This window comes from Salibacterium aidingense DSM 18341 (genome assembly GCF_000429685.1).
Classification (GTDB): Bacteria; Bacillota; Bacilli; order Bacillales; family Marinococcaceae; genus Salibacterium; species Salibacterium aidingense.
In genome coordinates this window covers 134,208-158,340 of record NZ_AUCI01000008.1, presented here as the reverse complement: position 1 = coordinate 158,340, position 24,133 = coordinate 134,208, and the positions used below count along the sequence as shown (strand labels likewise).

24 protein-coding genes are annotated in these 24,133 nt (G+C 45.0%); 2 read left to right on the top strand and 22 right to left on the bottom strand.

The genetic code is table 11. The features are described from left to right. Window positions 1-19 precede the first annotated feature (19 nt). The 7 genes from G475_RS0109805 to G475_RS0109775 all read right to left on the bottom strand — a co-directional run bounded on the left by G475_RS0109805 (window position 20) and on the right by G475_RS0109775 (window position 5,231). Window positions 20-532 (bottom strand): CcdC family protein, encoded by a 513-nt coding sequence (locus tag G475_RS0109805; RefSeq protein WP_026701154.1) that lies wholly within the window; start codon window positions 530-532, stop codon window positions 20-22. Between the two features lie 172 nt (window positions 533-704). Further along, window positions 705-929, bottom strand: a complete 225-nt coding sequence (locus tag G475_RS0109800) for a YneF family protein (protein ID WP_026701153.1) — start codon at window positions 927-929, stop codon at window positions 705-707. A 115-nt stretch (window positions 930-1,044) separates the two neighbouring features. Next, window positions 1,045-1,482 (bottom strand): sporulation inhibitor of replication protein SirA, encoded by a 438-nt coding sequence (sirA, locus tag G475_RS0109795; RefSeq protein WP_026701152.1) that lies wholly within the window; start codon window positions 1,480-1,482, stop codon window positions 1,045-1,047. Between the two features lie 304 nt (window positions 1,483-1,786). Further along, on the bottom strand, window positions 1,787-3,784 hold the full coding sequence (tkt, locus tag G475_RS0109790) for a transketolase (protein WP_026701151.1): 1,998 nt from the start codon (window positions 3,782-3,784) through the stop codon (window positions 1,787-1,789). A 189-nt stretch (window positions 3,785-3,973) separates the two neighbouring features. Continuing rightward, window positions 3,974-4,213, bottom strand: coding sequence for a DUF896 domain-containing protein (locus tag G475_RS0109785; protein ID WP_026701150.1), 240 nt, complete (start codon window positions 4,211-4,213; stop codon window positions 3,974-3,976). 142 nt (window positions 4,214-4,355) lie between these two features. Continuing rightward, window positions 4,356-5,021, bottom strand: a complete 666-nt coding sequence (locus G475_RS0109780) for a YneB family resolvase-like protein (RefSeq protein WP_026701149.1) — start codon at window positions 5,019-5,021, stop codon at window positions 4,356-4,358. A gap of 15 nt (window positions 5,022-5,036) precedes the next feature. After that, entirely contained in the window at window positions 5,037-5,231 is a 195-nt protein-coding gene (locus G475_RS0109775) for a hypothetical protein (protein WP_026701148.1), read from the bottom strand. 158 nt (window positions 5,232-5,389) lie between these two features. On the opposite strand from G475_RS0109775, the gene lexA reads away from it, so the two are divergent. After that, window positions 5,390-6,013, top strand: a complete 624-nt coding sequence (gene lexA, locus G475_RS0109770) for a transcriptional repressor LexA (protein ID WP_026701147.1) — start codon at window positions 5,390-5,392, stop codon at window positions 6,011-6,013. A 328-nt stretch (window positions 6,014-6,341) separates the two neighbouring features. On the opposite strand, the gene G475_RS0109765 is transcribed toward lexA, so the two are convergent. From G475_RS0109765 to G475_RS0109735, 7 genes are all read right to left on the bottom strand, one after another. Then, window positions 6,342-6,548 (bottom strand): WYL domain-containing protein, encoded by a 207-nt coding sequence (locus G475_RS0109765; protein ID WP_026701146.1) that lies wholly within the window; start codon window positions 6,546-6,548, stop codon window positions 6,342-6,344. A 54-nt stretch (window positions 6,549-6,602) separates the two neighbouring features. Then, complete coding sequence (locus tag G475_RS0109760) at window positions 6,603-6,842, bottom strand: hypothetical protein (RefSeq protein ID WP_156911663.1); 240 nt, start codon at window positions 6,840-6,842, stop codon at window positions 6,603-6,605. Window positions 6,843-7,040: 198 nt separating this feature from the next. After that, entirely contained in the window at window positions 7,041-8,387 is a 1,347-nt protein-coding gene (gene glnA / locus G475_RS0109755; protein ID WP_026701144.1) for a type I glutamate--ammonia ligase, read from the bottom strand. 78 nt (window positions 8,388-8,465) lie between these two features. Further along, the gene (locus tag G475_RS0109750; RefSeq protein ID WP_026701143.1) at window positions 8,466-8,864 is read right to left on the bottom strand and encodes a MerR family transcriptional regulator; all 399 of its coding nucleotides are present in this window, start codon (window positions 8,862-8,864) and stop codon (window positions 8,466-8,468) included. A gap of 80 nt (window positions 8,865-8,944) precedes the next feature. Further along, window positions 8,945-10,228, bottom strand: coding sequence for a methionine gamma-lyase family protein (locus G475_RS0109745; RefSeq protein ID WP_026701142.1), 1,284 nt, complete (start codon window positions 10,226-10,228; stop codon window positions 8,945-8,947). Between the two features lie 15 nt (window positions 10,229-10,243). After that, window positions 10,244-11,491, bottom strand: coding sequence for a GTPase HflX (gene hflX / locus G475_RS0109740; RefSeq protein ID WP_026701141.1), 1,248 nt, complete (start codon window positions 11,489-11,491; stop codon window positions 10,244-10,246). After that, window positions 11,488-12,417, bottom strand: coding sequence for an AAA family ATPase (locus G475_RS0109735; RefSeq protein WP_156911669.1), 930 nt, complete (start codon window positions 12,415-12,417; stop codon window positions 11,488-11,490). Before G475_RS0109735 ends, hflX begins: the two co-directional genes overlap by 4 nt. Window positions 12,418-12,551: 134 nt before the next feature. On the opposite strand from G475_RS0109735, the gene G475_RS0109730 reads away from it, so the two are divergent. After that, the gene (locus G475_RS0109730; RefSeq protein ID WP_035710784.1) at window positions 12,552-13,523 is read left to right on the top strand and encodes a tyrosine-type recombinase/integrase; all 972 of its coding nucleotides are present in this window, start codon (window positions 12,552-12,554) and stop codon (window positions 13,521-13,523) included. Between the two features lie 100 nt (window positions 13,524-13,623). Here the strand turns inward: G475_RS0109730 and hfq are convergent, their stop codons facing one another. The 8 genes from hfq to miaB all read right to left on the bottom strand — a co-directional run bounded on the left by hfq (window position 13,624) and on the right by miaB (window position 24,075). Beyond that, window positions 13,624-13,878 carry an RNA chaperone Hfq gene (gene hfq, locus G475_RS0109720; RefSeq protein WP_026701138.1) on the bottom strand — a complete coding sequence of 85 codons (255 nt, stop codon included), beginning with the start codon at window positions 13,876-13,878 and terminating at the stop codon, window positions 13,624-13,626. A gap of 47 nt (window positions 13,879-13,925) precedes the next feature. Then, on the bottom strand, window positions 13,926-14,855 hold the full coding sequence (gene miaA, locus G475_RS0109715; RefSeq protein WP_026701137.1) for a tRNA (adenosine(37)-N6)-dimethylallyltransferase MiaA: 930 nt from the start codon (window positions 14,853-14,855) through the stop codon (window positions 13,926-13,928). Beyond that, a complete protein-coding gene (locus G475_RS0109710; protein ID WP_026701136.1) occupies window positions 14,852-15,640 on the bottom strand; it encodes a class I SAM-dependent methyltransferase in 789 nt (262 codons plus the stop codon). Before G475_RS0109710 ends, miaA begins: the two co-directional genes overlap by 4 nt. A 535-nt stretch (window positions 15,641-16,175) precedes the next feature. Beyond that, window positions 16,176-18,044, bottom strand: a complete 1,869-nt coding sequence (gene mutL / locus G475_RS0109700; protein WP_026701135.1) for a DNA mismatch repair endonuclease MutL — start codon at window positions 18,042-18,044, stop codon at window positions 16,176-16,178. A 12-nt stretch (window positions 18,045-18,056) separates the two neighbouring features. After that, window positions 18,057-20,681 carry a DNA mismatch repair protein MutS gene (gene mutS, locus G475_RS0109695; RefSeq protein WP_026701134.1) on the bottom strand — a complete coding sequence of 875 codons (2,625 nt, stop codon included), beginning with the start codon at window positions 20,679-20,681 and terminating at the stop codon, window positions 18,057-18,059. Window positions 20,682-20,784: 103 nt separating this feature from the next. After that, on the bottom strand, window positions 20,785-21,351 hold the full coding sequence (gene cotE, locus G475_RS0109690; RefSeq protein WP_026701133.1) for an outer spore coat protein CotE: 567 nt from the start codon (window positions 21,349-21,351) through the stop codon (window positions 20,785-20,787). 676 nt (window positions 21,352-22,027) lie between these two features. Then, window positions 22,028-22,459 (bottom strand): RicAFT regulatory complex protein RicA family protein, encoded by a 432-nt coding sequence (locus G475_RS0109680; protein WP_026701131.1) that lies wholly within the window; start codon window positions 22,457-22,459, stop codon window positions 22,028-22,030. Then, window positions 22,459-24,075, bottom strand: a complete 1,617-nt coding sequence (gene miaB / locus G475_RS0109675; RefSeq protein ID WP_026701130.1) for a tRNA (N6-isopentenyl adenosine(37)-C2)-methylthiotransferase MiaB — start codon at window positions 24,073-24,075, stop codon at window positions 22,459-22,461. The genes G475_RS0109680 and miaB overlap by 1 nt, the downstream gene beginning before the upstream one ends. Window positions 24,076-24,133 lie beyond the last annotated feature (58 nt).

The window sequence follows — 24,133 nt, the reverse complement described above, 5'->3', positions numbered from 1 at the left end:
TGTTCCGGAACGGTCTTTTTTATGGCTGCTGCGAACGAAATGCCAGTTCTCCGTCTTTTTTCTGAACCATTTTTTTCTTTTCCATTTTCTTAAACTGAACCAGCATGAAAATCCGCCACGGGATGATCATACCGTAGGCAAGGATAAAAAACATTCCAGCCAGTTCTTCGAGGTCGATCACATCCCCCATTAGTAATTTAAACACGATCCGGGCGATTAACAGGAAAAACAGTAAAAAAACGAAAGCTTTCGATCGAATCATATAAATGTCTGTCCCCCGTATTTCAAAACGGGAGGTTTTCATCAGCAAAAGGGAAAATAACAGACCGACTGATAAAGCTTCCAGTATTTGAGCGGCGTGCAGCCGGGCCGGTTCATACAAAAACATGAGAAACCCCGTAGACATAAAAAAGGGCGGCAGTATGATTTTTTTAACGTTTGCCGGTTTTTTAATGGCTTTCATTCGTATAAAAATCGCAACGAGCGCCATCACTGCTGCGCCTGCAGTGGAGATCAGTAACATATCATTCATGATAATCGGCCAACTCCTATCCCCTGCTTCGACAGAGGAAGACTTCTGAATTCCTTCATTTTTCTATCATACAATGGAAGAAACACGCAATGCAATGTGCCCCGCCTACAGAAAAAGCTGTTTCCTGTTCGGTCCGGTTCCTTCCCGCCGATTGGAAACAGCCTGCGTTTGTTTACTTTTTATCCTGTTGCTTCTGCATGGCTTTCATCATTTGGTTTATTTTTTTCTGCGACGGGTTTTGTCCCATCTGCATCATCATGACCCGGAGCATCTGCTCATTAATCGGGGGATTTTTCTTCAAATAGTTCATCATTGTTTTACGGGCGATAAAAAACCCTAATGCCGCGCCCGCCAATAGACAAAGTACACCGACGAGCACAAACCAAAGCCAGTCCATCCCGTTCATTTCCTCCTTCTACATACGTTACAGCGAATAGTTGATTGTCGTTACAACGTTTAACCTACATAATTATAACGTATCCCCTGCATCTTGGAAAGAGGGACGGCCTATTTCATGATAAAACGGAGTAGACTTTCAAAGGTTTCAGCCATCCATAGGCTTCTTTGTTTATGTTCACTGCAAAAAAATAGGGGGATATTTTTTTTAAACAGTCAAATACCTGCCATTCTTCTTTCGCAGACCCGGCATGGTCAAAAATAATATGTCTATCCTCCAGATAAATCGAACTATCCGAACGACAGGACACATAAGCAGCGTGTTCTGAAGGAAGTTTATCGAATCCTATCTTACTTAAATCCTTCTCCAGGGAGTCGATAAAATAAGGATACAACAGCGGTTCCGTTATATAATGTATCTGTTTTTCCAGTAAAGGTCTGGCCCACTCATATGCTTTGTGATAATCAAGAAACAACCGGTACAGCTTGTCCTCTGCTTGAAAATAGTGGAGCGCCACTTCTTTTGTAATAATAATCAGCTTATATCTTGTCATCGTTTCGCTCTCCTTTCGCTTCTTAACTTCGCCGGTGAGAATGCAGCTGCCTTTTCTAAACTATGTGTAGTACCGCTGATATGTCCCCCTCTAAACGCTTACCTACATCATACCGGAATCGAAGCGAAAGAACTGTCATTTTCTGAAAATAAAAAAAACTGTTTTTGTCGAATACGCCGGTTTTTCTCGACGTTGGAGAAGGTTTTCCCCGATGCGCGACAAAATTTTCCAATTTCGTCTCCTATTTCTTCTGCGTGTCAGGTCAAATAAAAAGGGGATGCCATGGTGTTGGCACCCCCTTTTTTTATTTGGAATCCAATAGTGTTTTGACTCGTGCGGTTACGTTTTCTACGGTAAAACCAAATTCTTTAATATTGACATCTCCGGGTGCAGAAGCACCAAACCTGTCAATACCCAGAACCGCTCCGTAGGCACCGGTATATTTGTACCAGCCATGGGACGATCCCATTTCAATAGCAAGAGCCGGAACGCCTTCAGGCAGAACTTCCCGCTGATATTCAAGCGGCTGCTGATCAAAGGCATGCCAGTTTGGCATACTGACCACGTTAGCTTTAACCCCTTCTTTTTCCAGGGATTCCTGTGCCTCTACGGCTAAAGCTACTTCCGACCCGGCAGCAAGCAGGAGAACATCCGGCTGTTTATCGATTTCCACTAATACATAAGCCCCTTGCTGAACACCCTTCTCTGCTTTTTCTGCTGTGCCGGGGAGAGTAGGAACTCCTTGTCTTGTTAAAACAAGAGCGGTTGGAGTCTTTTCACTTAGCAGAGCTGTTTTCCAGGCTGCAACGGTTTCATTCCCGTCAGCCGGCCGGATCACATTCAAATTCGGAATCGCCCGCAGAGAAGACGTTTGTTCAATCGGCTCATGGGTCGGTCCGTCTTCCCCGACAGCGATACTGTCATGCGTAAATACATACGTTACCGGCAGTTCCATCAATGCACTTAAACGCAGAGCCGGGCGCAGGTAGTCGGAAAACACTAAAAACGTGGAAACATAAGGATGGACGCCTCCATGCAGTTTCATCCCGTTACCAGCGGCAGCCATCGCAAATTCTCGTACACCAAACCATATATTCCGGCCTTTATAATCCTCTCGGGAAAAGTCATTTTCTTCTTTGATCAATGTCTTATTAGAACCGGAGAGATCCGCTGATCCGCCAAACAAGGATGGTACGGAGTTAGAAAGAACCTGCAGGGCTTCCCCTGATGTTGCCCGGGTAGCTGCTTTTTCGTCGCGGTACACTGGAAGCTCCCTGTCCCAACCTTCCGGCAGGTTTCCCTGGACGGCGAGGCTGAACTGTTTAGCGAGCTCTGGATATTTTTGTTTGTAGGTTTCAAAGGTTTGATTCCATTCTTGTTCTTTTCTCGCTCCTGCCGCTTTAACATTGGCAAAGTGTTCCGTAACTTCCGCGGGAATATGGAAATCTTCCGTAAATTCCCATTTATAAGCTTCCTTCGCCAGCTTTACTTCGTCGCCACCAAGCGGAGCACCATGAGCTGCACTGGTTCCGCCTTTATTTGGGGAACCGTACCCGATTTCCGTTTTCACTTCAATAAGGGACGGGCGGTCTGTTCCTCGGGCTTCTTCGATGGCGTTTTCAATCTCATTCAAATCATTACCGTCCTTAACGAGAACTGTATGCCAGCCATAGGCTTCATATCGTTTCATCACATCTTCAGAAAATGCCTGGCTCAAGGCTCCATCCAGAGAGACATCATTGGAATCATACAGAACAATTAACCGGCTCAGCTGAAGATGCCCCGCTAAAGATGCGGATTCAGCTGAAATACCTTCCATCAAATCTCCATCTCCACACAGGACATACGTATAGTGATCAACCAGTTGAATGTCATCGGTGTTATACGTTGCAGCAAGATGACGTTCTGCCATCGCCATTCCTGTAGCCATGCCTATGCCCTGGCCAAGCGGTCCAGTTGTTGCTTCAACCCCGGGGGTGTCCCCAAACTCCGGATGTCCTGGAGTTTTACTTCCCCACTGCCGGAAATTCTTCAGCTCATCCAGCGCCAGGTCATAGCCCGATAAATGAAGCAGACTGTACAAAAGCATAGAGCCATGTCCGGCTGATAAAACAAACCGGTCCCGGTTAAACCACTCCGGATGTCCTGGATTGTGGTTCATAAATTGGGTCCACAGTTTATAAGCCATAGGGGCGGCGCCCATTGGTAATCCGGGATGCCCCGAATTTGCCTGTTCCACACTGTCAATAGACAACGTACGGATCGTATTAACCGCCAATTCTTCCACATTCATTGCTGCCATCTGTTTCCCTGCCTTTCTATCCAATTAACTATGTATTGTCTTCTACCTCCTTAATCATAAACGTATTTTTTCTTTTGTACAAGCCGGATGGTGTGTTTCTTTACTCCAAAAACGAGCAAATAAAAATCCTGACGATTGATTGATCATCAGGAATTTCACGGACATATATGATAGGCAGATTTATTCACTCTATTGACGAAAGTGGGGATTGTTTCTTTTTGCTCTTTCCAGTTTATGAGGCGTAACATCGTCGCCTTTCTGGTCTACGACCTTTACAGATTGAAGCTGGCTCTTGAAGGAAGAACGAAACTTCGATAAATATTCGTTGCGGAGCTCATGCTGTTCTTCTTCTTCCTGCTCTGTTAATCCCGTCGTTTTGGAACGATGAGCCAATTCATTGATTCGGTCAATCTTCTCCTGAGAAAGCATAAAGCTGTATAACCCTCCCTCTTTCCTTTTTAAGCTTGTATTTATACTGTAAATCAGACGTTACCAGGAAGCAAACCGCTTTGTTCCCGGTGAGGCAGGATGAATAAGTGTGTACAGCACTTACAAGGGAGCAAGAAAAGATTTACTCCTGATTCGTAACATTTTTATTTTCCCTTTCTATAAATGCCTTATACCTTCTGTGGACTGTCGCTTTAGATATGTCGTAGCCAAGCCCCCTTAAGGCGGCGGCGATATCATAAAAAGGCAGTTCCCGCTGTCTCAGCCTTACAATCTCTTCAATCGGGGCCTGCTTTTTCTTTCTTCCGCCTCCTTCCCTGCCTGTCAGGTTTTTTTCCGGCTGATAACCTGACTGAACCGCCCGCTTCATTCCCCGTTTTATTTTCAAATTATGCAGTTTGCGCTGATGCTCTTCCACCATAGCCAATATATCCATAAGCATACTGTCATTTTCCGAAAGCTGCAGAACGCCTTCATCTCTTACTGTATATACCGGGATGTTCAGTGACGCCAGTTGATGCAGAAGCGCTATTTTCGCATTGCCGCGGCCGATTCTTGTTTCGTCCTGAATGCATAAAACGTCAGCCTGTCCGGAACTGAAACGATCCAGCATGTCCAGAAGGCCCTCTCTTTCCAGTGAATATCCACTCGCTTCTTCCACAATTATTTTATCGACTTGAAATCCGCAGCTTTCCGTTAACCGCTGCAGTTCTTCCTCCTGTCTTTGTAAGGAAGACTGCTGAGATTCCTTATTTGTACTGACTCGGCAGTAAATAATACAGCTTGTCATTTTGTTCCCTCAATTTTATTTATTTTCTACAGACCATTCATACGTTATTCTATCAGGCTGGTTTGTTTCATCAACATGTTCAACATAGGCATTGTCCTCTTCTCCCTGTCCGACCCATTCCACCGTAGCAATAAGCGAGAATAATGAAATAATGAAAAGTATTAAAATGGTCCATTCCTGTGCATTTAATTGTTTTATTTTTGAAATCATCCTGTCCCCTCCAAAAATAAGAATGTCTGTTCTGTTCTCATTTTAGTATATACAGAACTATTGTTCCCGTCAAGGGAAAATTAGAACTAGTGTTTGCGCACATATGTTTTCCATGATACAATAGCACCAATAAATTATAAAAAAATGAGGTGCAGCTTATGCCCAAATTATCGAAACGGCAACAGCAGATTCTGGATTATATAAAAGACGAAGTTAAACTGAAAGGCTATCCTCCTTCTGTCCGTGAAATCGGCGAGTCCGTCGGACTGGCTTCCAGCTCTACGGTTCATGGTCATCTTTCCAGACTGGAAAATAAAGGTTATATACGCCGTGATCCAACAAAACCGCGTGCTATCGAAGTACTGGAACTGGAAGAAGAAAATGTTTCGATCTCGGAAAGCCAGGCTGTCTATGTTCCGGTCCTCGGGAAAGTCACCGCCGGGGAACCGATCACTGCCGTGGAGAATATTGATGAATATATCCCTCTTCCTGATCGTATGGTTACCGATGAGAAAGTATTCGTTCTAACCATCGAAGGAGACAGTATGATTGAAGCCGGGATTTATAACGGGGATCTTGTCATCGTCAAACAGCAGCAAACTGCAGATAACGGAGATATCATCGTAGCGATGACGGATGAACTGGAAGCTACCGTCAAACGTTTTTACAAGGAAGATAACTACATCCGGCTGCAGCCGGAAAACGCTGCAATGGAGCCGATTATTTTGGATAACTGCACCATTTTGGGAAAAGTAACTGGAGTGTTCCGCACCCTCCATTAATGGAAAAAAAGACATTTCATAGTTTGTGTAAAGAAGCAATGCGTCAACATACGCAGACTCCCTCCAGGGGGAACAGCACGTGTCTCGTGACCTCCGCAGAGAGGGAATTCCTCCCATGGAGGCTCAAGTGCGTCCCCTACGGCAAAGCAGACACTCCAAGAACGACCAAAGGGAGTTAAGAAATGGTGCCCTTGTGCCCTGGGGAAAAGCGAAGTTTTTTGACGCAGCGGTAGAATGGGTACAAAAAAATTCCGAACGGTTCTCTCACGAATCGTTCGGAATTTTTTATCTCTTAATGGTTTTGTCCCAGACTCTTATTTTATGGCGGTTAGGCAGAAGCTTTTGGACCTGCTGATAAAATGCGGCTCCTTTTTAACGTGCGAAGGTGCTGTTTATGATGGCACCAGACCAGAATATCTGTTTCCCTTATCCGAAAAATACTGACTGTACGCTGGCTCAGCCTTCCGTTCTTTGATTCATAGATGATCTGAAGCGGACGTCCTGACTCTTTTGCACGCTGCAGTAAGCCATTCATATGCAATCCTCCCCCAACCCTTTTCTTTCATTATATACGAACATTTGTTTTGTTTCAATCAAAGCTGCTGCCATTCTGCCAGGGAATGTTCTCCAGTCTTCCTGCAGCGCCATAATAATAAAAGTCTGCCAATGATAACTCTTTCTTAGGATAACAACAGGGGGCTAATACAATGAATAAAAAATGATACCAATTCGTCCGTCCGCGGGCAGCCCCAGCCACCTCGAACACTTTTGACGGCTCGTTCTGCGGGGTCTTTGCCTCATGCTCTTCCCGCATGCACGTCTCGTTCATTCATGGAGCTTCAGTGATACAATCCGTGAAGTTTACTCCACATCAGCAAAAAAAATCGAGAAGGTTGTCATGCAAAAATATGAAAGACATAGGGGTAATATCCTCAAATGGGAGGGCAGTCGTTTTTCATCTTCGTATCGGCTTTTCACCCAAATAAAAGAAAACCCTCGGCACTTGATGTGCCAAGGGTTAACGATTTTAATACGTGGAAAGGAACTGTTCTCTTTCCCACGGGTGAACCATGCTGCGGAACATGTCCCATTCGATCTCTTTGGCTTCCGCAAAATGTTCGATAGCGTGCGGTCCGATAGCATTTACAAGGGTTTCATCGCTGAGAAGGTTATCCAGCGCTGCCCGAAGATCGGCAGGCAGGTCTTTGATGCCTTCTTCTTCGCGTTCTTCTTTACTCATCACATAGATGTTACGATCGGTTGGCTCCGGGGCATTAAGCTTTCTTTTTATTCCGTCCAGGCCTGCCGCGAGCATCGAAGCCATAGCAAGGTAGGGGTTGGCGGATGGGTCCGGACTTCTTACTTCGATACGGGTGCTCATGCCTCGGGATGAAGGAATACGCACAAGCGGACTTCTGTTTCTCAGAGACCAGGCCACATATACCGGTGCTTCAAATCCTGGTACAAGACGCTTGTAAGAGTTAACAATCGGGTTGGTCAGCGCAGTAAAAGCCTGGGCATGTTCCAGAATACCGGCAAGGAACTGCATTGCTGTTTCACTAAGCTGAGAGTCCGTCTTTTTATCATAAAACGCGTTTTCTTTGCCTTTAAATAAAGACATATTGCAGTGCATTCCCGAACCATTCACACCAAACAACGGCTTTGGCATAAAGGTCGCGTGCAGGCCGTGCTTTCTGGCAATCGTTTTAACGACCAGCTTAAACGTTTGAATGTTGTCACACGTTGTTACAGCATCAGCATATTTGAAATCAATTTCGTGCTGTCCCGGTGCCACTTCGTGGTGGGAAGCTTCAATTTCAAAGCCCATGTCTTCGAGTTCAAGCACGATATCGCGGCGGCAGTTTTCGCCGAGGTCTGTCGGGGCAAGGTCAAAATATCCGCCTTTATCGTTAAGTTCCATTGTCGGTTCTCCGTTTTCATCATTTTTGAAAAGGAAGAACTCCGGCTCCGGTCCAATGTTGAAATCTGTAAATCCAAGCTTTTCTGCTTCTTTCAGCACACGCTTCAGGACACCGCGCGGATCCCCTTCAAACGGAGTGGGTTCCTGTCCTGGTGCACCCGGCTCGTATATGTCGCAGATAAGGCGTGCCACCTTGCCTTTTTCCGGTGTCCATGGAAATACCACCCATGTATCCAGGTCCGGATATAAGTACATATCAGATTCTTCAATACGCACAAAACCTTCAATGGAAGATCCATCAAACATCATCAGGTTGTCCAGCGCTTTATCCAGCTGGTCGTATGGAATTTCCACATTTTTAATGATCCCCTGTAAATCGGTAAATTGAAGCCGTATGAATTTTACGTTTTCTTCTTCAGCCATTTTCATAATGTCTTTTTTTGTATTGGCCATGACGTAATCTCCTCTCTTCATTATAAAATTAAATTAATATGAAATCTTCTGCGAAAAAGCAAAAGAATATTCATTGAGCTAATGAAAAAATCGTGAAAGCTGTCCTTGAATCATAGAGGATCTTCCCTGGGTTCCCGCCATCATGACCTCTTTCTGCAAGTGGCGGCGGAGTTCTTTATCACTCATACCTTCTGTATTTTTAAGCGCAGCAGCCGGTTTCTCCTTCTCCTGGTCCGCGCGGAGTTCAAAAATTTCTTTGATGCCTGATAAGTTCACCCCTCGTTCAATCAGGGTTTTGATTTCAAGAAGTTTATCCACATCGTTAAATGAAAACTGGCGCTGATTTCCTTCCGTCCGCGACGGGTAGATCAAACCATGTTCTTCATAATAACGAATCTGCCTTGCGGATAGTTCCGTCAGTTTTTTCACGATACTTATAGGAAATAAAGGCATATTACGCCGAATATGATCATTCATCTGGCTGCCTCCTTTCCTTGTTGAAGTTAAGTTAATCCTACATGATGTGAGGTTTTTAGTCAATAGCATGTTAACTATTTTTACATCGGATTTTGGTTTTCTTTGTCGAATGGTAAGGTGAGCAGTTTTTCTTCAAGTAAGGTTTGAAGAGCTTGTTTTACTGCATATTTCACATGGGGAAACGTTAATCCGCCTTGAACATAAGCTGTGTAGGGAGGACGGAGCGGTCCATCCGCCGAAAGTTCAATACTGGATCCCTGGATGAAGGTGCCTGCCGCCATGATGACTTCATCTTCATAACCAGGCATCGGAGATGGGTTCGGCTGGACCATCGAATCAATCGGTGACGCTTTTTGGATGGCCTGGCAAAATCGAATCATTCGTTCTTTATTTTCAAACTGCACAGCCTGAATTAAATCCGTCCGCGGGTCTGTCGATGCCGGAACGGTGTTCAACCCCACTTCTTCCAGCATGGCCGCAGTATAGTGTGCCCCCATTAAGGCCTGAGAAACGATATGCGGCGCCATAAAAATCCCCTGAAACATCTCAAGCAGGCTATGTAAGGTAGCTCCTCCTTCCAGCCCAATACCCGGGGCGGCAAACCGCGCTGCTGCCTCTTCTATATATGTCGCGCTGCCGGCAATGTATCCTCCTGTCCGGACAAGCCCTCCGCCGGGATTTTTTATTAACGACCCTGCCAATAAATCTGCACCGGCATGTCCTGGTTCCGTCCTTTCCGCAAACTCCCCATAGCAATTATCGACGAATACTATAATGCCGGGTTTTATCTGTTTAATAAAGGTTATTAATGCTTCGAGTTTCTCTATTGTTAATGAAGGACGATTGCTGTATCCTTTAGAACGCTGCAGGGCCACTACTTTGGTATCTTCTTTTATCCAAGAGGCCAGAACCTCCGGATCAGGCAGGCCATTTTCAGAGAGCGGTGCTATATCACAGGAAATGCCAAATTCTTTCATGGAGCCTTTTTCCCGGCCGCTCAACCCTATTGCTGTCTCCAGGGTATCGTAAGGCCTGCCGCAGTATAAGAGGTGATCTCCCGGCCGGAGCACGCCAAACAATGCAGTGGTAATAGCATGTGTTCCCGAAATAAACTGGGGTCTGACCATAGCTTTTTCGGTTCCAAAGATTTTGGCATAAACCCTGTCAAGTGTTTCCCGCCCCATGTCATCATAGCCATATCCCGTGGAAGGCTGAAAGTGTACAGCAGCCACCTTTTCTTCCTGGAAAATTTGAAGAACACGAGCCTGATTCACTTCTGCTGTTTTTTCCACCGCGGCACGCCTGGCGGTTATTTTTGCTTCAGCTGCTTCTTCTAATTGCTCGAGAGAATCTCGTCTATTCATGAATAAGCGTCCTTTCTAATAGGTGAAATGCCGTAATGTACCATTTACCGGATGATCCCGAAGAACATAACCGCGCATTTCGAAATAATGTTCATTCTCGATGAGTTGTTCTTGTTCTACCATCGTACCCCGCTGCACCTCCGCCAAACTTTTTCCGTCTTCCACCGGGATCTTCACATGATAATAATTCATCTGTGATTTTAACGTCGATTCCATCAGTTCTTTCAGGGCTTCGATATCTTCTTCTTTAAATGCCGATAGATAGATCATTGGCCGCACCACTTCCGGAAAAAAAGAGGAATCTTCTAAACGATCGGCCTTATTTAAAACAGTCACCACCGGAATAGAGTCGGCGCCCAGTTCTTTCAACAGCTTGTCCACGGTCTCCATTTGCGACACAGCTTCTGGATGAGAGGCATCAACGATATGAAGAAGAACATCTGCTTCCTTGACTTCCTCAAGTGTCGAGCGAAAAGCAGCGATCAGGGTGGTCGGCAAATGTTGTATAAATCCCACCGTATCTGTTAATAACACCGGATACCCGGAAGGCAGCGTCATCTGTCTTGTCAAAGGGTCCAGCGTAGCAAATAATAAATTCTCCTGAAACGTCTCAGCGCCGGAGAGCTTTGTTAAAAGTGTTGATTTTCCGGCATTCGTGTAACCGACCAGGGCGAATTGGACCGTGTTGTTTTTACGCCGTTGTTCACGGTAACTTTCACGATGAGATGTGACATCTGCCAGCTGCTTTTTCAAGTCATCCATCCGTTTTAAAATATAGCGCCGGTCGGTTTCCAGCTTGGTCTCCCCCGGGCCCCGGGTTCCAATCCCTCCCCCGAGTCTTGACAGCGCTTCCCCCCGGCCGGCCAGCCGGGGGAGCAGATAAGAAAGCTGAGCCAATTCTACTTGTATGTTTCCTTCCTTCGTTTTCGCCCGCTCCGCAAAAATGTCAAGAATCAGCTGCGTGCGGTCTATCACCCGAATCTCCATTTCCTGGTCGAGATTGCGGACCTGCCCCGGAGATAACTCATCATTGAAAACAACAAGGTCGGCCTCCCCGGAATGGACCGCTTCCATTATCTCCGTAACTTTTCCTTTTCCAACATAAGTGGCAGGGTCCGGCTTTTCCCTTGCCTGGACAATTTCTGCCGCCACCTCCCCCTGAACCGTATGAACAAGAGCTTTCAGCTCTTCCATCGTCATATGAAACTGTTTCTGACTCATTTGGGGAAATCGACAGCCTACAATGATTACTCTTTCGGTCATACCTGTACTCCTTCATCTTCTGTTATTGTCATATCATCTGCCTCCAGCGTCATCAGCGTGTGTTTATTGATAGGTCTTCCTTCTTCCAGCAGCCGCAAAGCATGGCGGCGGATCATACGCTCTACCAGATTTCTCACGTAACGTCCATTGTGGCTGGCCTTAGGATAACGCAGCTGCTGAAAATGACGGTACAGCTGCTTTAGTAAAGCATCTGTAGCCTGGTAGTCTTTCTCTTGAATTAAGTTTTTGCTTAACTCCAGCATATCGGACCCGGAAAAATCCTGAAACGTTAACGTATTGGGGAACCTTGACGGCAATCCGGGATTCAGCCGTAAAAACTGCTTCATTTCTTCCGGGTACCCGGCCAGTATTAAAATGAAACGGTGCTGCTGGTCTTCCATCGCCTTTACTAACGTATCAACTGCTTCCCTGCCAAAATCTTTTTCGCCGCCGCGTGCCAAAGAGTAAGCTTCGTCTATGAACAGTATTCCGCCTTCTGCTTTTTTAATAACGTCCTTCGTTTTTTGAGCTGTCTGTCCTATATATTCCCCAACAAGGTCTGCCCGTTCTGCTTCAATAAAATGCCCTTTCTCCAGTACATGCATTTCTTTCATCATCTCAGCCATGATACGAGCCACGGTTGTTTTTCCGGTTCCCGGGTTTCCAATAAACAGCATATGATAATTCTGCCGGGTGGCTTCCAGCTCAAGCTTGTGCCGGCATTCATTTACATAGACGAGAGCATACATTTCTCTGATAAAATCTTTTACATGTTTCATGCCTATCATACCGGTGATTTTTTTCTCTGCTTTAAATAACGGATAATGCTGATCAAGCGAAAGAAGTTCTTTTTCTTTTACCATCTCTTTATCCGGGGAGGAGTTCAGGTTAATCTGTATCTTTTCTCTTCTTTTCGTTTGTATCATCACAGAAATTCCCCTCTTTCTAAACGCTGAAATCATACCGGGCGTTCACCCATAGTATACGTCAACAAGTAGTGAATGGTGATTGGATGGTCTGCTATAATAGATACAGCCTGTAAAACGAAAGGAAGACCGACATGCCGGATGATACATTTGATCTGCCCGCTTCAGCCGAAACGTTTTTGGATTATTTGAAATCAAGAGGAAGAAAAGAAAGTACCATTCGACGGTACCGGTATGATCTGGCTGATTTTTTCCGTTACATTGACGTTGTCACCGGTTCCGTCTCCTTCCCAGCATCAACCGATCCTCAGCGGATAGAAGGGTATTTTTCATTATTAGAAAAAAACCGGCATTATCAGATACGTACATTAAAAAGAATCCAAACCGTTTTAAAACAATACTTTTCTTTTTTGAGAGGGGCCGGGCTGCTTTCTTATCACCCAATGGCCTCCCTTGATCTGGAGGAATCCATCTGGGACGAAATAACATCCCATGATATTCTTCACCGTCTCGAAGAAAAAAAATTAAAAACCAGTCTGCTTTCCGATGCTGGGTTAAGTGAAAAACAAGCAACGGCACGGCCGCTGCTTGCTCCGAGAAATCTGGTCATTATCCGCTGGTTTCTCCATTATGGGCTTCGTTTGCAGGAACTGTCCTGCCTTCAGATGGAACATTTAAATGAGGGACGCGGACTGATACATATACCGGAAAATACTGGCAATCCAAGATCTATCTTTTTATCCAGAGACGATCAATCCTTATTATACCATTATTTGCACGGAATTCCGAAAGCGGTTCGGCCCTATATGAAACATCATCCTATTTTTGCAGCGTTTGATTTTCAGCGGCAGACCTATCGCTGGAGCTATGAACAGGACCGCCCCAAAAATTTAACGGAAATTGCCATTCAGAAAATGATCAGAGAGGAGCGTAAGCGTGCTGGGATAGAGCGGGCTGTTTCAGCCAAGCATTTACGGAACACCTTTATTATTCGTGCTCTTCAGGATGGAATGAGCCCTAAAAGATTAAAAGAAAAACTCGGGTTAAACAGCATTCTGACGTTAAATAAATATATTGCGTATGTACACAGAAATGAATCCAGATGAACCCTGCCCCCGCTGGGCTGGAAACGATATCCCGCTATCAAGAGACAGTCTCTATTCTTCCCTTAAAAAAAGCTTCCAGCCTTGGCCGGAAGCTTTTTTGTTAAGTCTGCGACGGCGTTTCTTCCTTTTCCGGTTCTACCTGAAGAGAAATTTGACGCTGCGGCGCAAACGTAGATATCGCATGTTTGTAGACAAGCTGTTGTTTCCCATCGCTGTCCAGTACAACGGTGAAGTTATCAAAAGCTTTCACCTGTCCCCTTAATTGAAAGCCGTTCAGCAGAAAAACGGTAACAGGGATCTTTTCTCTGCGCAGGGTGTTTAAAAATTGGTCCTGAATATTTACTGGCTGTTTCATGACATAAAGTCCCCCTCATCATTCTCTATTTATAATTATTCGACGATTCATTTATATTTTCCTTCTATCCAACGTATCATTTTTTCTATTTTTTCCTCACGGGGTCCTGCTGTCATATCAAACCATTCCACTTCTTCTTTGTTGCGGAACCAGGTAAGCTGACGCTTGGCATAATGTCTTGAATTCTTTTTCAACTGAGCAGCAGCTTCTTCCAGGGAGCAGTCCCCTCTAAAATAGGGAAAAAACTCTTTATAACCAATAGCCTGGGCCGCTTGTACATTCGGGGGATAATGATCATACAGCCATTTTGCTTCTTCTACAAGACCTGCCTCCACCATTTTATCTACTCTTTCGTTGATACGGCTGTACAATACATTCCGGTCCATTGTTAATCCAATAATTATATGGTCGTAATGGAAAGTGGTTGGTTCCCTGCGGGCAAACGGCTGTTTCGTTTTCCCGGTTACATGGCGGATCTCCAAAGCACGAATTACTTTCTTTGTGTTATTTGGATGAATGGAACGGGCACTTTCTTCGTCCTGCTGCTTCAATTTTTCATGCAGAGCGGTTCTGCCATGGTTACGGACATATGTTTCCATTTTATTTCTAAATTCTTCATCAGAGGGAGCGTCATGAAAATCCAGATTTCGCAGGACCGATTGAATGTAAAAACCCGTCCCCCCTACAATAAACGGTAATTTACCGCGCTGATTAATCTCTTCTATGCGTTTTTGAGCCGCTTCCTTAAAGGCAGAAGCAGAAAACGAATCATCCGGCTCACATTCATCTATCAGATAATGAGGGATTCCTGCTCGTTCTTCTTTTGAAACTTTAGCTGTTCCAATATCCAGCCCTTTATATATCTGCATTGAATCTCCGCTGATGATTTCGCCCTGAAAATGAGAGGCCAGTTTTATGCCGGCTTCGGATTTTCCAACTGCCGTAGGTCCGGCAATTACGACTACTTTTTCTTTCATTCGATTTCTTCTCCTTTATCAAGGACAGCATATGAAAAAGAAGCACCCGCTCTTTTCATCCAAGTAAAACCGAGCGATTCGAGAGAAGACGAAAACGATGTTGTTTTTACAACCACCCTTTTTCCAGCTACCCTGATTGCTTCGGTGAGAACGCTGCGTTGCAGAGGCTCATGAGAAGCAAATAACCGCAGCGGTTTAAGATGAACCGAAGCATCCACTGCTTTTTCAAACATTGGGTCAAAATAGACGACATCAACCTGATGATCCGACATGTTTTCTAAAACCTGACCGTGCTCTCCTGTCACTAAGTTTATCCGCCGCATCGCCCTGTTAAAAGCGGAGCAATCTTCTTCCCAATGCTTGAGGCCCTTCTGCACAAGCCTTGCCATGAAGGGATGACATTCCACCCCACAAACGTTCCCCATCTCTCCCGTTACGGTACTGGCAACAATACTGTCTGAAGCAAGGCCCAGGGTGCCGTCCAGAAATGTCATTCCTTCTCGTAATCCTGCAGCTTCAACCATCGGATCTTTTCCACCCTTTTTCAGACGCTGGTATCGAATCCAAGCCATGCTCGGATGAAAGGTCAATGGATGGTTGGAAGCCGGATGGTATAGTTTATCCTGCTTCGCTCCAACGGCATAAATCGATTCGTTTCTTTGGCGGAGCCATTGTTGAAAGGATTTCTTCCTCCGGGGCTCATAAGGATGATCCCATGTTTCTGCCAGCCATTGTGCTTCCTCTATTTCGTCGGTCCGTGCTTTTTTCGCCGTTGTTATAATCATACCCATGCCTCTCTTTACCTAATATGACCTATTATAACAGTTAAAAAGGGGGATGTATCAAAAATCTACGGAGAGCCCAGTACCTCCCGCTCCTGTCCATGAGTTTGACTTTTCATTGGCATAGAAAAGAATCTGGGACAAAACTATGAAGAAATAAAAAATTCCGAACGATTATTCCATAAATCGTTCGGAATTTTTGTGCACTCATCCTACACTACGTCAAAATACTTCGCTTGTTCGTTGCTTATTTTATACATACTACGGAATGTTCGGGTTTTTATTTATACTTTTTTCTTTTGTCCCACGCTCTTCTGATGAAATGCTGATTAATGGTTCGATTGAGATTGTTTCATCATATAGATAGCCATAATAACACTAATAAAAATTGCGAAACCTGATACGCTTAGAACAATGATTAAATCCAGGGCTGTCATGCATCATCTTCTCCTTCTCCGTGCTTTTGCCTGCATTGTACCACACCGTTCCTTTTTATTATCCCCGTAAATGTGACGATGATGTAAACATTTCACGACGATTACATGACCCGTTTAAACATCTTTTCCATATCATAACCGGAAAAATGAATAACGATCGGCCTTCCATGCGGGCAGGTAAATGGCTGACTGCACTGGCGGAGACGTTCCATTAAAGAGGTTATCTCGTCCTGGCGCAAATAGCGGTTCGCTTTTATGGCCGCTTTACATGACATTAAAATAGCTGCCTCTTCTCGAAGTTTTGGGACACTGATGGTTTTTTCCTCCACCAATTGCTGAAGCAGTTCTCTTATTGTGCTTTCTTCCTCCCCTTTTGGAAACCAGGCGGGGTGGCAGACAGCCCGGTACGTCCGGCGGCCGAATGGTTCAAGGTAAACCCCAACCTGTTCCAGATCGTCCTTATAAGTCTGAAAAACCATGTCTTCTGGCGGTGACAGCTCCATAGTGATGGGTACCATTAAATCTTGAAGATGCCGTTCATTATCCACCATTTTCTCCCGGTAATATTCATAAAAGATTCGTTCCTGTGCCGCGTGTTGATCGATGATATAAAGTCCCTTTTCGTTTTGAGCTAAAATATAGGTACCGTGCATCTGCCCGATCGCTTCCAATTCCGGCATCCTATCCTGCTGCCCTTCTTGTTTCTCCGGGATTTCCCTCTCTTCTGCCGGTGTCTCTTCCTCTGGATGATCATAATTTTCCAAAACTGTTTCGTGCTGCCGCTCCTGAGGAGTTTTTTCCGTCTGCTCCGGATAAAAAGATACCTCTTCAGATGGAAAAGGTTTCTCATAGGCTACCTGACGTTCCTGTTTCTCAGAAGATGTATCCCAGGGAACTGACGCAGAAGACGATGTAACATTTAGAGAAAGCTGTTCTGACCCAGGCTTTTGTTTGGCGCGGGACTGCTCTACATTCGGAATAAACGTTTCCTTCGTTAATTGTTGTTTCACCGCTTCTTCTACCAGCGTCAGTAATTCCCGTTCTTTGCTAAGCCGCACTTCAAGCTTGGCGGGATGGACGTTGACATCAATCAAAACCGGATCCATTTCTATATGAAGCACAAGAATGGGATGACGGCCGATTGGGAGAAGGGTATGGTACGCATTTTCAATTGCTTTTACAAGCGGATAATGCTTAACATATCTTCCGTTGATAAACGTGGAAATATATTGGCGGGAGGCGCGGTTAATTTCAGGCTCCGCCGCAAATCCATACACCTTATAATCCATTGATGATTTGTTAATTTCTAAAAACCTTCTCGCGGTCCGGTGCCCATATATCGCAGCAAGCACAGCCTGCAAGTCTTTGTTTCCATTTGTGAATAACAGCTGCTTTTGATTATGAGAAAGTTTTAACGATACGGAAGGATTGGCAAGCGCCAGCCGGTTTACAACATCACTGATATTTCCCATTTCTGTATTAATCGTTTTCATGTATTTCAGCCGGGCCGGTGTGTTGTAAAATAGATCTCTTACCGTAACTTCTGTCCCTTTTCGTGCTTTCGCTGCCGTAAGCGCAATCCGTTTTCCGCCCTGATAACGGATCAGCGTTCCTTCTCCGGCCCCGGTTCCGGTTTCCAATTCCAGGTTGGAAACAGCAGCAATACTGGGAAGGGCTTCGCCTCTAAACCCCAAGGAGGCGATTTTAAATAAATCACGTTCTGTTTTAATCTTACTGGTGGCATGGCGTAAAAAAGCGAGTTCTGCATCTTCTCGTTCCATGCCGCTTCCGTTGTCCACCACCCGGATTTTTGATAAACCACCTTCTTCCACCTCGATATCAATCCGGGTGCTCCCGGCATCCACCGCATTTTCCACTAATTCTTTCACAATCGAGGCTGGTCGTTCCACCACTTCTCCAGCCGCGATTTTATTGGACAATTCATCTGACAGTTTTTTAACCGGGGGCATTTGTTTCCCTCCTTACGATTTCAATTTCTGCTGGTATTTATATAACGTTTCCAATGCTTCAATCGGAGACAACCGTAACACGTCTGTGCTTTTCAGCTCATGTAAAACCTTCCGTATCGTCTCCTCCTCTTCTTTTTGCTCCAGTGCTGTTTCCCCAGAATCGGAGAAAAGCTTCAGCTGCTGAGCTTTTTCCGGCTCCGCTTCCGGAAGAGGGGATTGTTCTTCTTCTTGTTTCGTTTCCACAGCCGCCGCCGCATCTGTTTTTACAGAAGGAGAACCTTCAAACTGCTTAAGGAGCGTTTCAGCCCGATCCAGCACTTCGACAGGCAGTTCGGCCAATTTGGCTACATAAATACCATAGCTTCGGTCCGCTTTCCCTTTTTCTACTTTATGCAGAAACACAATTTCCCCGTTTTCTTCCACCGCCCGGACATGAACATTGTTCAGCCTGGACAGACTGTTTTCCAGTGTTGTTAACTCGTGGTAATGAGTGGAAAACAACGTTTTGGCCCCGACTTCTTCGTGAAGGTATTCGACAATGGATTGAGCGAGGGCCATGCCGTCATACGTAGAAGTTCCGCGGCCGATTTCATCCAATAAAATCAGACTGTCGGGTGTTGCCATGGATAAAGCCTGTCTAGTTTCAAGCATTTCGACCATAAATGTGCTCTGTCCGGCGGTTAAATCGTCGGAAGCGCCGATTCTTGTAAACACTTGGTCAAAAATCGGAAGCTCCGCATTTTGAGCCGGCACAAAACAGCCGGCCTGTGCCATGATGGAGATAAGGGCGGTCTGCCGCATATATGTGCTTTTTCCTGCCATATTCGGTCCGGTAATCAACAACATTTCGTTGTCAGCATCCAGAGAAATGTCATTGGCCACATATTCCCCCTGCTCAAGCATCTGTTCTACTACTGGGTGGCGCCCCTCTTCGATTCTCAGCCGGCGGTGATGGGAGAAAACGGGACGCACATACTGCTGCCGCTCGCTGACACAGGCGAATCCCTGAAGAACATCAATTTCGCTGATAATACGCGCGGTATGCTGCAGGGCATGCAAATATTCTTTTACTTTGTCTCTTATTTCTATAAATAACTGATACTCAAGCTCCGTACTATTTTCTTCCGCTCCCAGAATCATGGCTTCTTTTTCTTTAAGTTCCGGAGTCACATACCGCTCTGCATTGGTCAAGGTCTGTTTTCGTTCGTACCTGCCTTCCGGAAGATAGGAAATATTTGGTTTGGTTACTTCAATATAATAACCGAACACTTTATTAAATCCCACTTTCAGAGATTTAATTCCCGTAGCTTCCCGTTCTTTTTGTTCCAGGCTCGATATCCAATCTTTTCCATTTTTGCTCGCTTCTTTGTATTGATCCAGCTCATCATGGTACCCTTCCTTAATAAGTCCTCCTTCTGTAATCGAGATAGGAGGGTCCTCCTTAAGGCTTTCTTCCAGAAGCTGGCGCAGGTCTGAGAAATCATCGGCACGCCCGGTCAATTCTTGCATATATAAGTTATTAAGATTTTCCAGGATCCCGAACAAATCAGGAAGTTCTTGCAGAGAACGGCGGAGCTGTACGAGTTCCCGTGCATTTACGTTTCCATAAGACGTTTTTCCGGCTAATCTCTCTAAGTCATAAACATGGCGGAGGCGCTCCCTTAATTCTTCACGTTCAAAATAAAAATCCAGAAACGACTGGACAAGCGAGTGGCGGTTTTGTATTTCCCTTACATCTAGTAAAGGCTCCTCCAACCATTTTTTTGCAAGCCTGCCTCCCATTGCTGTAACGGTCTGATCCAACAGCCAAAGCAGGGAACCCTTTTTTTTATTGTCTATCATGGTTTCCGTTAATTCGAGGTTCCGCCGCGAATGTAAATCCAGCTGCATGCTGTCTTTTGGTCTGTATACAAAAAGTGGCTGCAAATGAGCTAGAGATCGCTTCTGCGTCCGTGAAAAATAATTCGTCAGCAGCGCAAAAGCCGTTTCCACTTTCTTATCGGCGTCTTTTGGATAAAGGTGGTGAAATTCTTCCTGCAGCTCTGTCTCCTCCTCCACTGAGTAAACAAGCGACGGCATTCCAAGGGATCCTGTATCAAAAAAAGCAGGAATAACTAATTCTTTTAAGTCCGTCCGTGTAATTTCCCTTTTCCACTCCCGTATATCTTTATCCAGCACAGCACCGGCTGTTTCTCCAGTCGTTAAATCCGCCTTTACAAAAGCCGCCGTCCCGTCCTGAAAAGGGTAAAGCGCAGCAATATAATTATTCTCATTATCCTGAATGGCCCGTCCTTCCATAATGGTACCGGGAGTAATGATTTGGACAACCTCACGTTTCACTACGCCTTTTGCCGTTTTTGGATCTTCGACCTGTTCGCAGATCGCTATTTTATAGCCTTTTTCAATAAGAGTGGAAATGTACTGCTCGGCGGAATGATAAGGGACACCGCACATGGGTATATGCTGTTCATTTTTACTTCCCCGTCTCGTCAGAGTGATCTCCAGTTCCCGGGCAGCTTTTACTGCATCGTCAAAAAACAATTCATAAAAATCGCCGAGGCGATAAAATAAAAAAGTATCTTCGTATTGTGACTTTATCTGCTTGTACTGCTTCATCATAGGAGTTTCTTCAGACACGTCTATTCCTCCAGGCGCTGATTATGTATGAAATCATTATATCACACCGCGGCCGGACAAAGGAAAAGCCCGGCTGTATTTTTTCAGCCGGACTCGTTTCTATTTAATGATCCTTATCTTCTAAAAAGTCAGTATCGATTTTTTTCAATTCTTCTTCAGACACCTGTTCTTCCCACTTTACATTTTTGTAATCATCGTCTTCGGCATCCGGATGTATTTGAATGCACACTTTTGTTTCTCCGACTAGCTCTGCAGAAAATTCTTTTTCAACTTCTACTTCCACATCTTTTCCTTTTTCTCCAATCGAGGCTTCAAGTGTATTCGGCTGTTTCACTGCTCTGGCAATCACATCGACTTCATCACTAATTAATTCCTTTTGTTTCATCTTTAACGGTATCAGTTCTGAATACGAGACATTTCCTGTCATCACGTCTGTTTTTGTATTGTCATCATAGGAGTACCAGACGTTCACATCGTAATGGCCGTTGACCTCAATTGAATCTCCTTTTCGATCCGCTTCATACTCATGATTAATGATCCAGCAGCCTAAAATACTGGAAGGCTTTTGAGGGGGTTTAATAACATGAGTATCTTTGCAATGCTTTTTTCCTTTTCCACACACAGCTTTCGTTACAATCTCGCGATATCTGGCATCATTTTCCGACGGCATGTATTACCCTCCTTATCAAACATAAGAATGCCTGTGAGACACTCCCTGTCATTCTTGTTTAACTATATGCAGGACAATCGTCTATGTTGACCACTTTATTCAAATGATTCTCGTCTATCTGAAAATAACAGGGTTCAGAAGGTTGTATGATATAAAAATATGGTACGTGAAATTATATGTGTATTAAAAATAAAGTTGGAGCAAAAGAAAGAAGTATTAAAAGACACCTATTTCGTCCCCCCTGTTATAGGATCAGTCATCCAGTGAAGGCAGCGATACTAAAATGATTCTGGGACAAAACATTATCATGGACAAAAAATCCGAACGATTTTTTCCATAAATCGTTCGGATTTTTGTGTATTGTTCTATCGCTGCGTCAAGATAGGTCGCTTTCCGCGGGCACGGCTCGAATAAAGGAGGATCGGCTAAGGACGGCACATCCTGTGCCGACGCCGATCTGACCCGCATCCTGCGGGCCCTCGGGAAAAAATCTCTTCCTGCGGGGTCTCGAGACTCGTGCTTTTCCCGCAGGAGTCGACCTATTTTGACTCCGCTGAATATATAAACCCTAAGATGTCCGTTTTACCAATTTTTCTTTCGTTTGGCCCAACCTCCCTCTCTATTCCTCCGAGGCCGGCCACGGAGACTCCAGATTCCCTTTTGTCTCATTTGTTGTTTATTGGTTTTTGATATCCATAAAAGGATTGGGCCCGGTGGTCCCTTTCATTTTATCTCCGCCGGTAGATTCAATAATTTCATCGGTGACGGTATTAGAGATTGTGGTGGAAACCAGCTGCAGCAGCTGGTTTACATCTTTCTGGCTCTGTTGGAATTCCTGAACGATTGGAATACTCTCAATTTCCTTATTTAATTCTTCTAGTTCCTGTTCGGCCTGCTTCAATGCTTCCTGCTTCTCATAATGCTGCAGATTAACCGCTTCTTTCTGTTTATTTTTAATTTGTTGAATGAGTTCCTGTACTCTTACGTTTCGGTTAATCTGGGCTTCGGCCCGTTTAAAAAAATCTACTTCTTCTGTTTCTGAAATAAAACGTCCCAGTTCACGCGCTTTATCAAGAACTTCTTTTCTAGAATATACGGCTTCACTCATTACTTATTCACCTCTGCTGTTTCAACCATTTCCCCATCAAGCGTCCAGGTTTTGGCTTCATTGATGCGGGTATAAACGATCGTTCCGATCGCAGCTTTAGGACCGCGGAAATTCACCAACTTGTTGGTTCTCGTCCGCCCGGATAAAATATCAGCGTTCTTTTTACTTTCCCCTTCCACAAGGACTTCCACAACCTGCCCTTCCAGCTCCTTATTTCGTCTTGCAGAAATTCCATTGACAACTTCGTTTAAACGAGCCAGACGGTCTTTTTTCACGTCCTGGGGTACATTGTCTTCAAACTGGGCGGCCGGCGTCTTGTCACGCGGCGAGTAAATATAGGTAAACGCACTGTCGTAATCCATTTCTTTCATTAAAGAAAGGGTATCCTGAAACTGCTCCTCCGTTTCGTTTGGAAAGCCGACAATAATATCAGTCGTAAAAGAAGCATGCGGCATCGCTTCTTTTATCTTGCGGGCCAGCTCAACATATTGTTCTCTCGTATATTTACGCCCCATTAATTTCAGGACATCATTGTTCCCCGACTGAACCGGAAGATGGATGTGTTCTACGAGATTCCCGCCTTTAGCCAGCACCTGTACGAGGTGATCATCAAAATCGCGGGGATGGCTGGTCGTAAAACGGATACGCGGGATATCAATCAACCGCAGTTCATCCATTAAATCAGCCAGGCCGTAGTCCTCCTCCAGATCCTTCCCATAGGCATTAACATTCTGCCCGAGCAGGGTGATTTCTTTATAGCCCTGTCTTGCAATGTCGCGGACTTCGGCGATGATGTCTTCCGGGCGTCTGCTCCGCTCTTTCCCACGGGTATAAGGGACAATACAGTACGTACAGAACTTATCACAGCCGTACATAATATTTACCCAGGCCTGTGTTTTTCCTGCCCGTTTACGAGGCATATTCTCGACGACGTCGCCTTCTTTGGACCAAACTTCGATCACCATCTCTTTACCCTGGATCGCATCCCATAACAGGTCTGGGACCCGGTGGATATTATGGGTGCCGAATATCAGGTCGATATGCTGGTGTTTCTGCATGATTTTATTTACGACTGATTCTTCCTGGGACATACAGCCGCACACCCCAAGTATTAGTTCGGGCTTCTCCTTCTTCAACGCTTTCAGGTTCCCAATTTCTCCAAACACCTTATTTTCCGCATTTTCCCGAATCGCGCACGTATTCAAAAAGATAACGTCCGCTTCATTTGTATCATCGGTTTCCGTAAAGCCCATTTCCTCTAAGATGCCTGCCATATTTTCCGTATCATGGTAGTTCATCTGGCAGCCATACGTGCGGATTAAGTACCGTTTTCCCGCACCGATGCCCTGCATATGCGAAGGGATGGAAAAATCATAATGTACTTCCACTTCCTCACGGCCTCGCTTGCGCCCTTTTTTATAATCCGGCTGCTCATTTATTAAAATACTGCGCCCGCCGATCTTCATATATTGTCTGCCATCCTCGGCTTCTTCCATTTTTGCACCGGAAAAATCAAAGTATTTGCTGAAATCTTTATCCTCTGTCTTTCTTTCGCCTGCTGCGGATTTTGAGTCCGTGGGAGAAAGCTCTGACTTTTGCTGTTGTCTATCTGTCATATGAGACTACGCTCCTTTCCTGCACCCTTTTCTATTATCATTTATAGATGAATTTCCT

Coding starts and splice junctions, on each gene's coding strand:
- G475_RS0109805 (WP_026701154.1), bottom strand. CDS start 532: ATGAATGATATGTTACTGATCTCCACTGCAGGCGCAGCAGTGATGGCG.
- G475_RS0109800 (WP_026701153.1), bottom strand. CDS start 929: ATGGACTGGCTTTGGTTTGTGCTCGTCGGTGTACTTTGTCTATTGGCG.
- sirA (WP_026701152.1), bottom strand. CDS start 1,482: ATGACAAGATATAAGCTGATTATTATTACAAAAGAAGTGGCGCTCCAC.
- tkt (WP_026701151.1), bottom strand. CDS start 3,784: ATGGCAGCAATGAATGTGGAAGAATTGGCGGTTAATACGATCCGTACG.
- G475_RS0109785 (WP_026701150.1), bottom strand. CDS start 4,213: ATGCTTTCTCAGGAGAAGATTGACCGAATCAATGAATTGGCTCATCGT.
- G475_RS0109780 (WP_026701149.1), bottom strand. CDS start 5,021: ATGACAAGCTGTATTATTTACTGCCGAGTCAGTACAAATAAGGAATCT.
- G475_RS0109775 (WP_026701148.1), bottom strand. CDS start 5,231: ATGATTTCAAAAATAAAACAATTAAATGCACAGGAATGGACCATTTTA.
- lexA (WP_026701147.1), top strand. CDS start 5,390: ATGCCCAAATTATCGAAACGGCAACAGCAGATTCTGGATTATATAAAA.
- G475_RS0109765 (WP_026701146.1), bottom strand. CDS start 6,548: ATGAATGGCTTACTGCAGCGTGCAAAAGAGTCAGGACGTCCGCTTCAG.
- G475_RS0109760 (WP_156911663.1), bottom strand. CDS start 6,842: ATGAACGAGACGTGCATGCGGGAAGAGCATGAGGCAAAGACCCCGCAG.
- glnA (WP_026701144.1), bottom strand. CDS start 8,387: ATGGCCAATACAAAAAAAGACATTATGAAAATGGCTGAAGAAGAAAAC.
- G475_RS0109750 (WP_026701143.1), bottom strand. CDS start 8,864: ATGAATGATCATATTCGGCGTAATATGCCTTTATTTCCTATAAGTATC.
- G475_RS0109745 (WP_026701142.1), bottom strand. CDS start 10,228: ATGAATAGACGAGATTCTCTCGAGCAATTAGAAGAAGCAGCTGAAGCA.
- hflX (WP_026701141.1), bottom strand. CDS start 11,491: ATGACCGAAAGAGTAATCATTGTAGGCTGTCGATTTCCCCAAATGAGT.
- G475_RS0109735 (WP_156911669.1), bottom strand. CDS start 12,417: ATGATACAAACGAAAAGAAGAGAAAAGATACAGATTAACCTGAACTCC.
- G475_RS0109730 (WP_035710784.1), top strand. CDS start 12,552: ATGCCGGATGATACATTTGATCTGCCCGCTTCAGCCGAAACGTTTTTG.
- hfq (WP_026701138.1), bottom strand. CDS start 13,878: ATGAAACAGCCAGTAAATATTCAGGACCAATTTTTAAACACCCTGCGC.
- miaA (WP_026701137.1), bottom strand. CDS start 14,855: ATGAAAGAAAAAGTAGTCGTAATTGCCGGACCTACGGCAGTTGGAAAA.
- G475_RS0109710 (WP_026701136.1), bottom strand. CDS start 15,640: ATGATTATAACAACGGCGAAAAAAGCACGGACCGACGAAATAGAGGAA.
- mutL (WP_026701135.1), bottom strand. CDS start 18,044: ATGCCCCCGGTTAAAAAACTGTCAGATGAATTGTCCAATAAAATCGCG.
- cotE (WP_026701133.1), bottom strand. CDS start 21,351: ATGCCGTCGGAAAATGATGCCAGATATCGCGAGATTGTAACGAAAGCT.
- G475_RS0109680 (WP_026701131.1), bottom strand. CDS start 22,459: ATGAGTGAAGCCGTATATTCTAGAAAAGAAGTTCTTGATAAAGCGCGT.
- miaB (WP_026701130.1), bottom strand. CDS start 24,075: ATGACAGATAGACAACAGCAAAAGTCAGAGCTTTCTCCCACGGACTCA.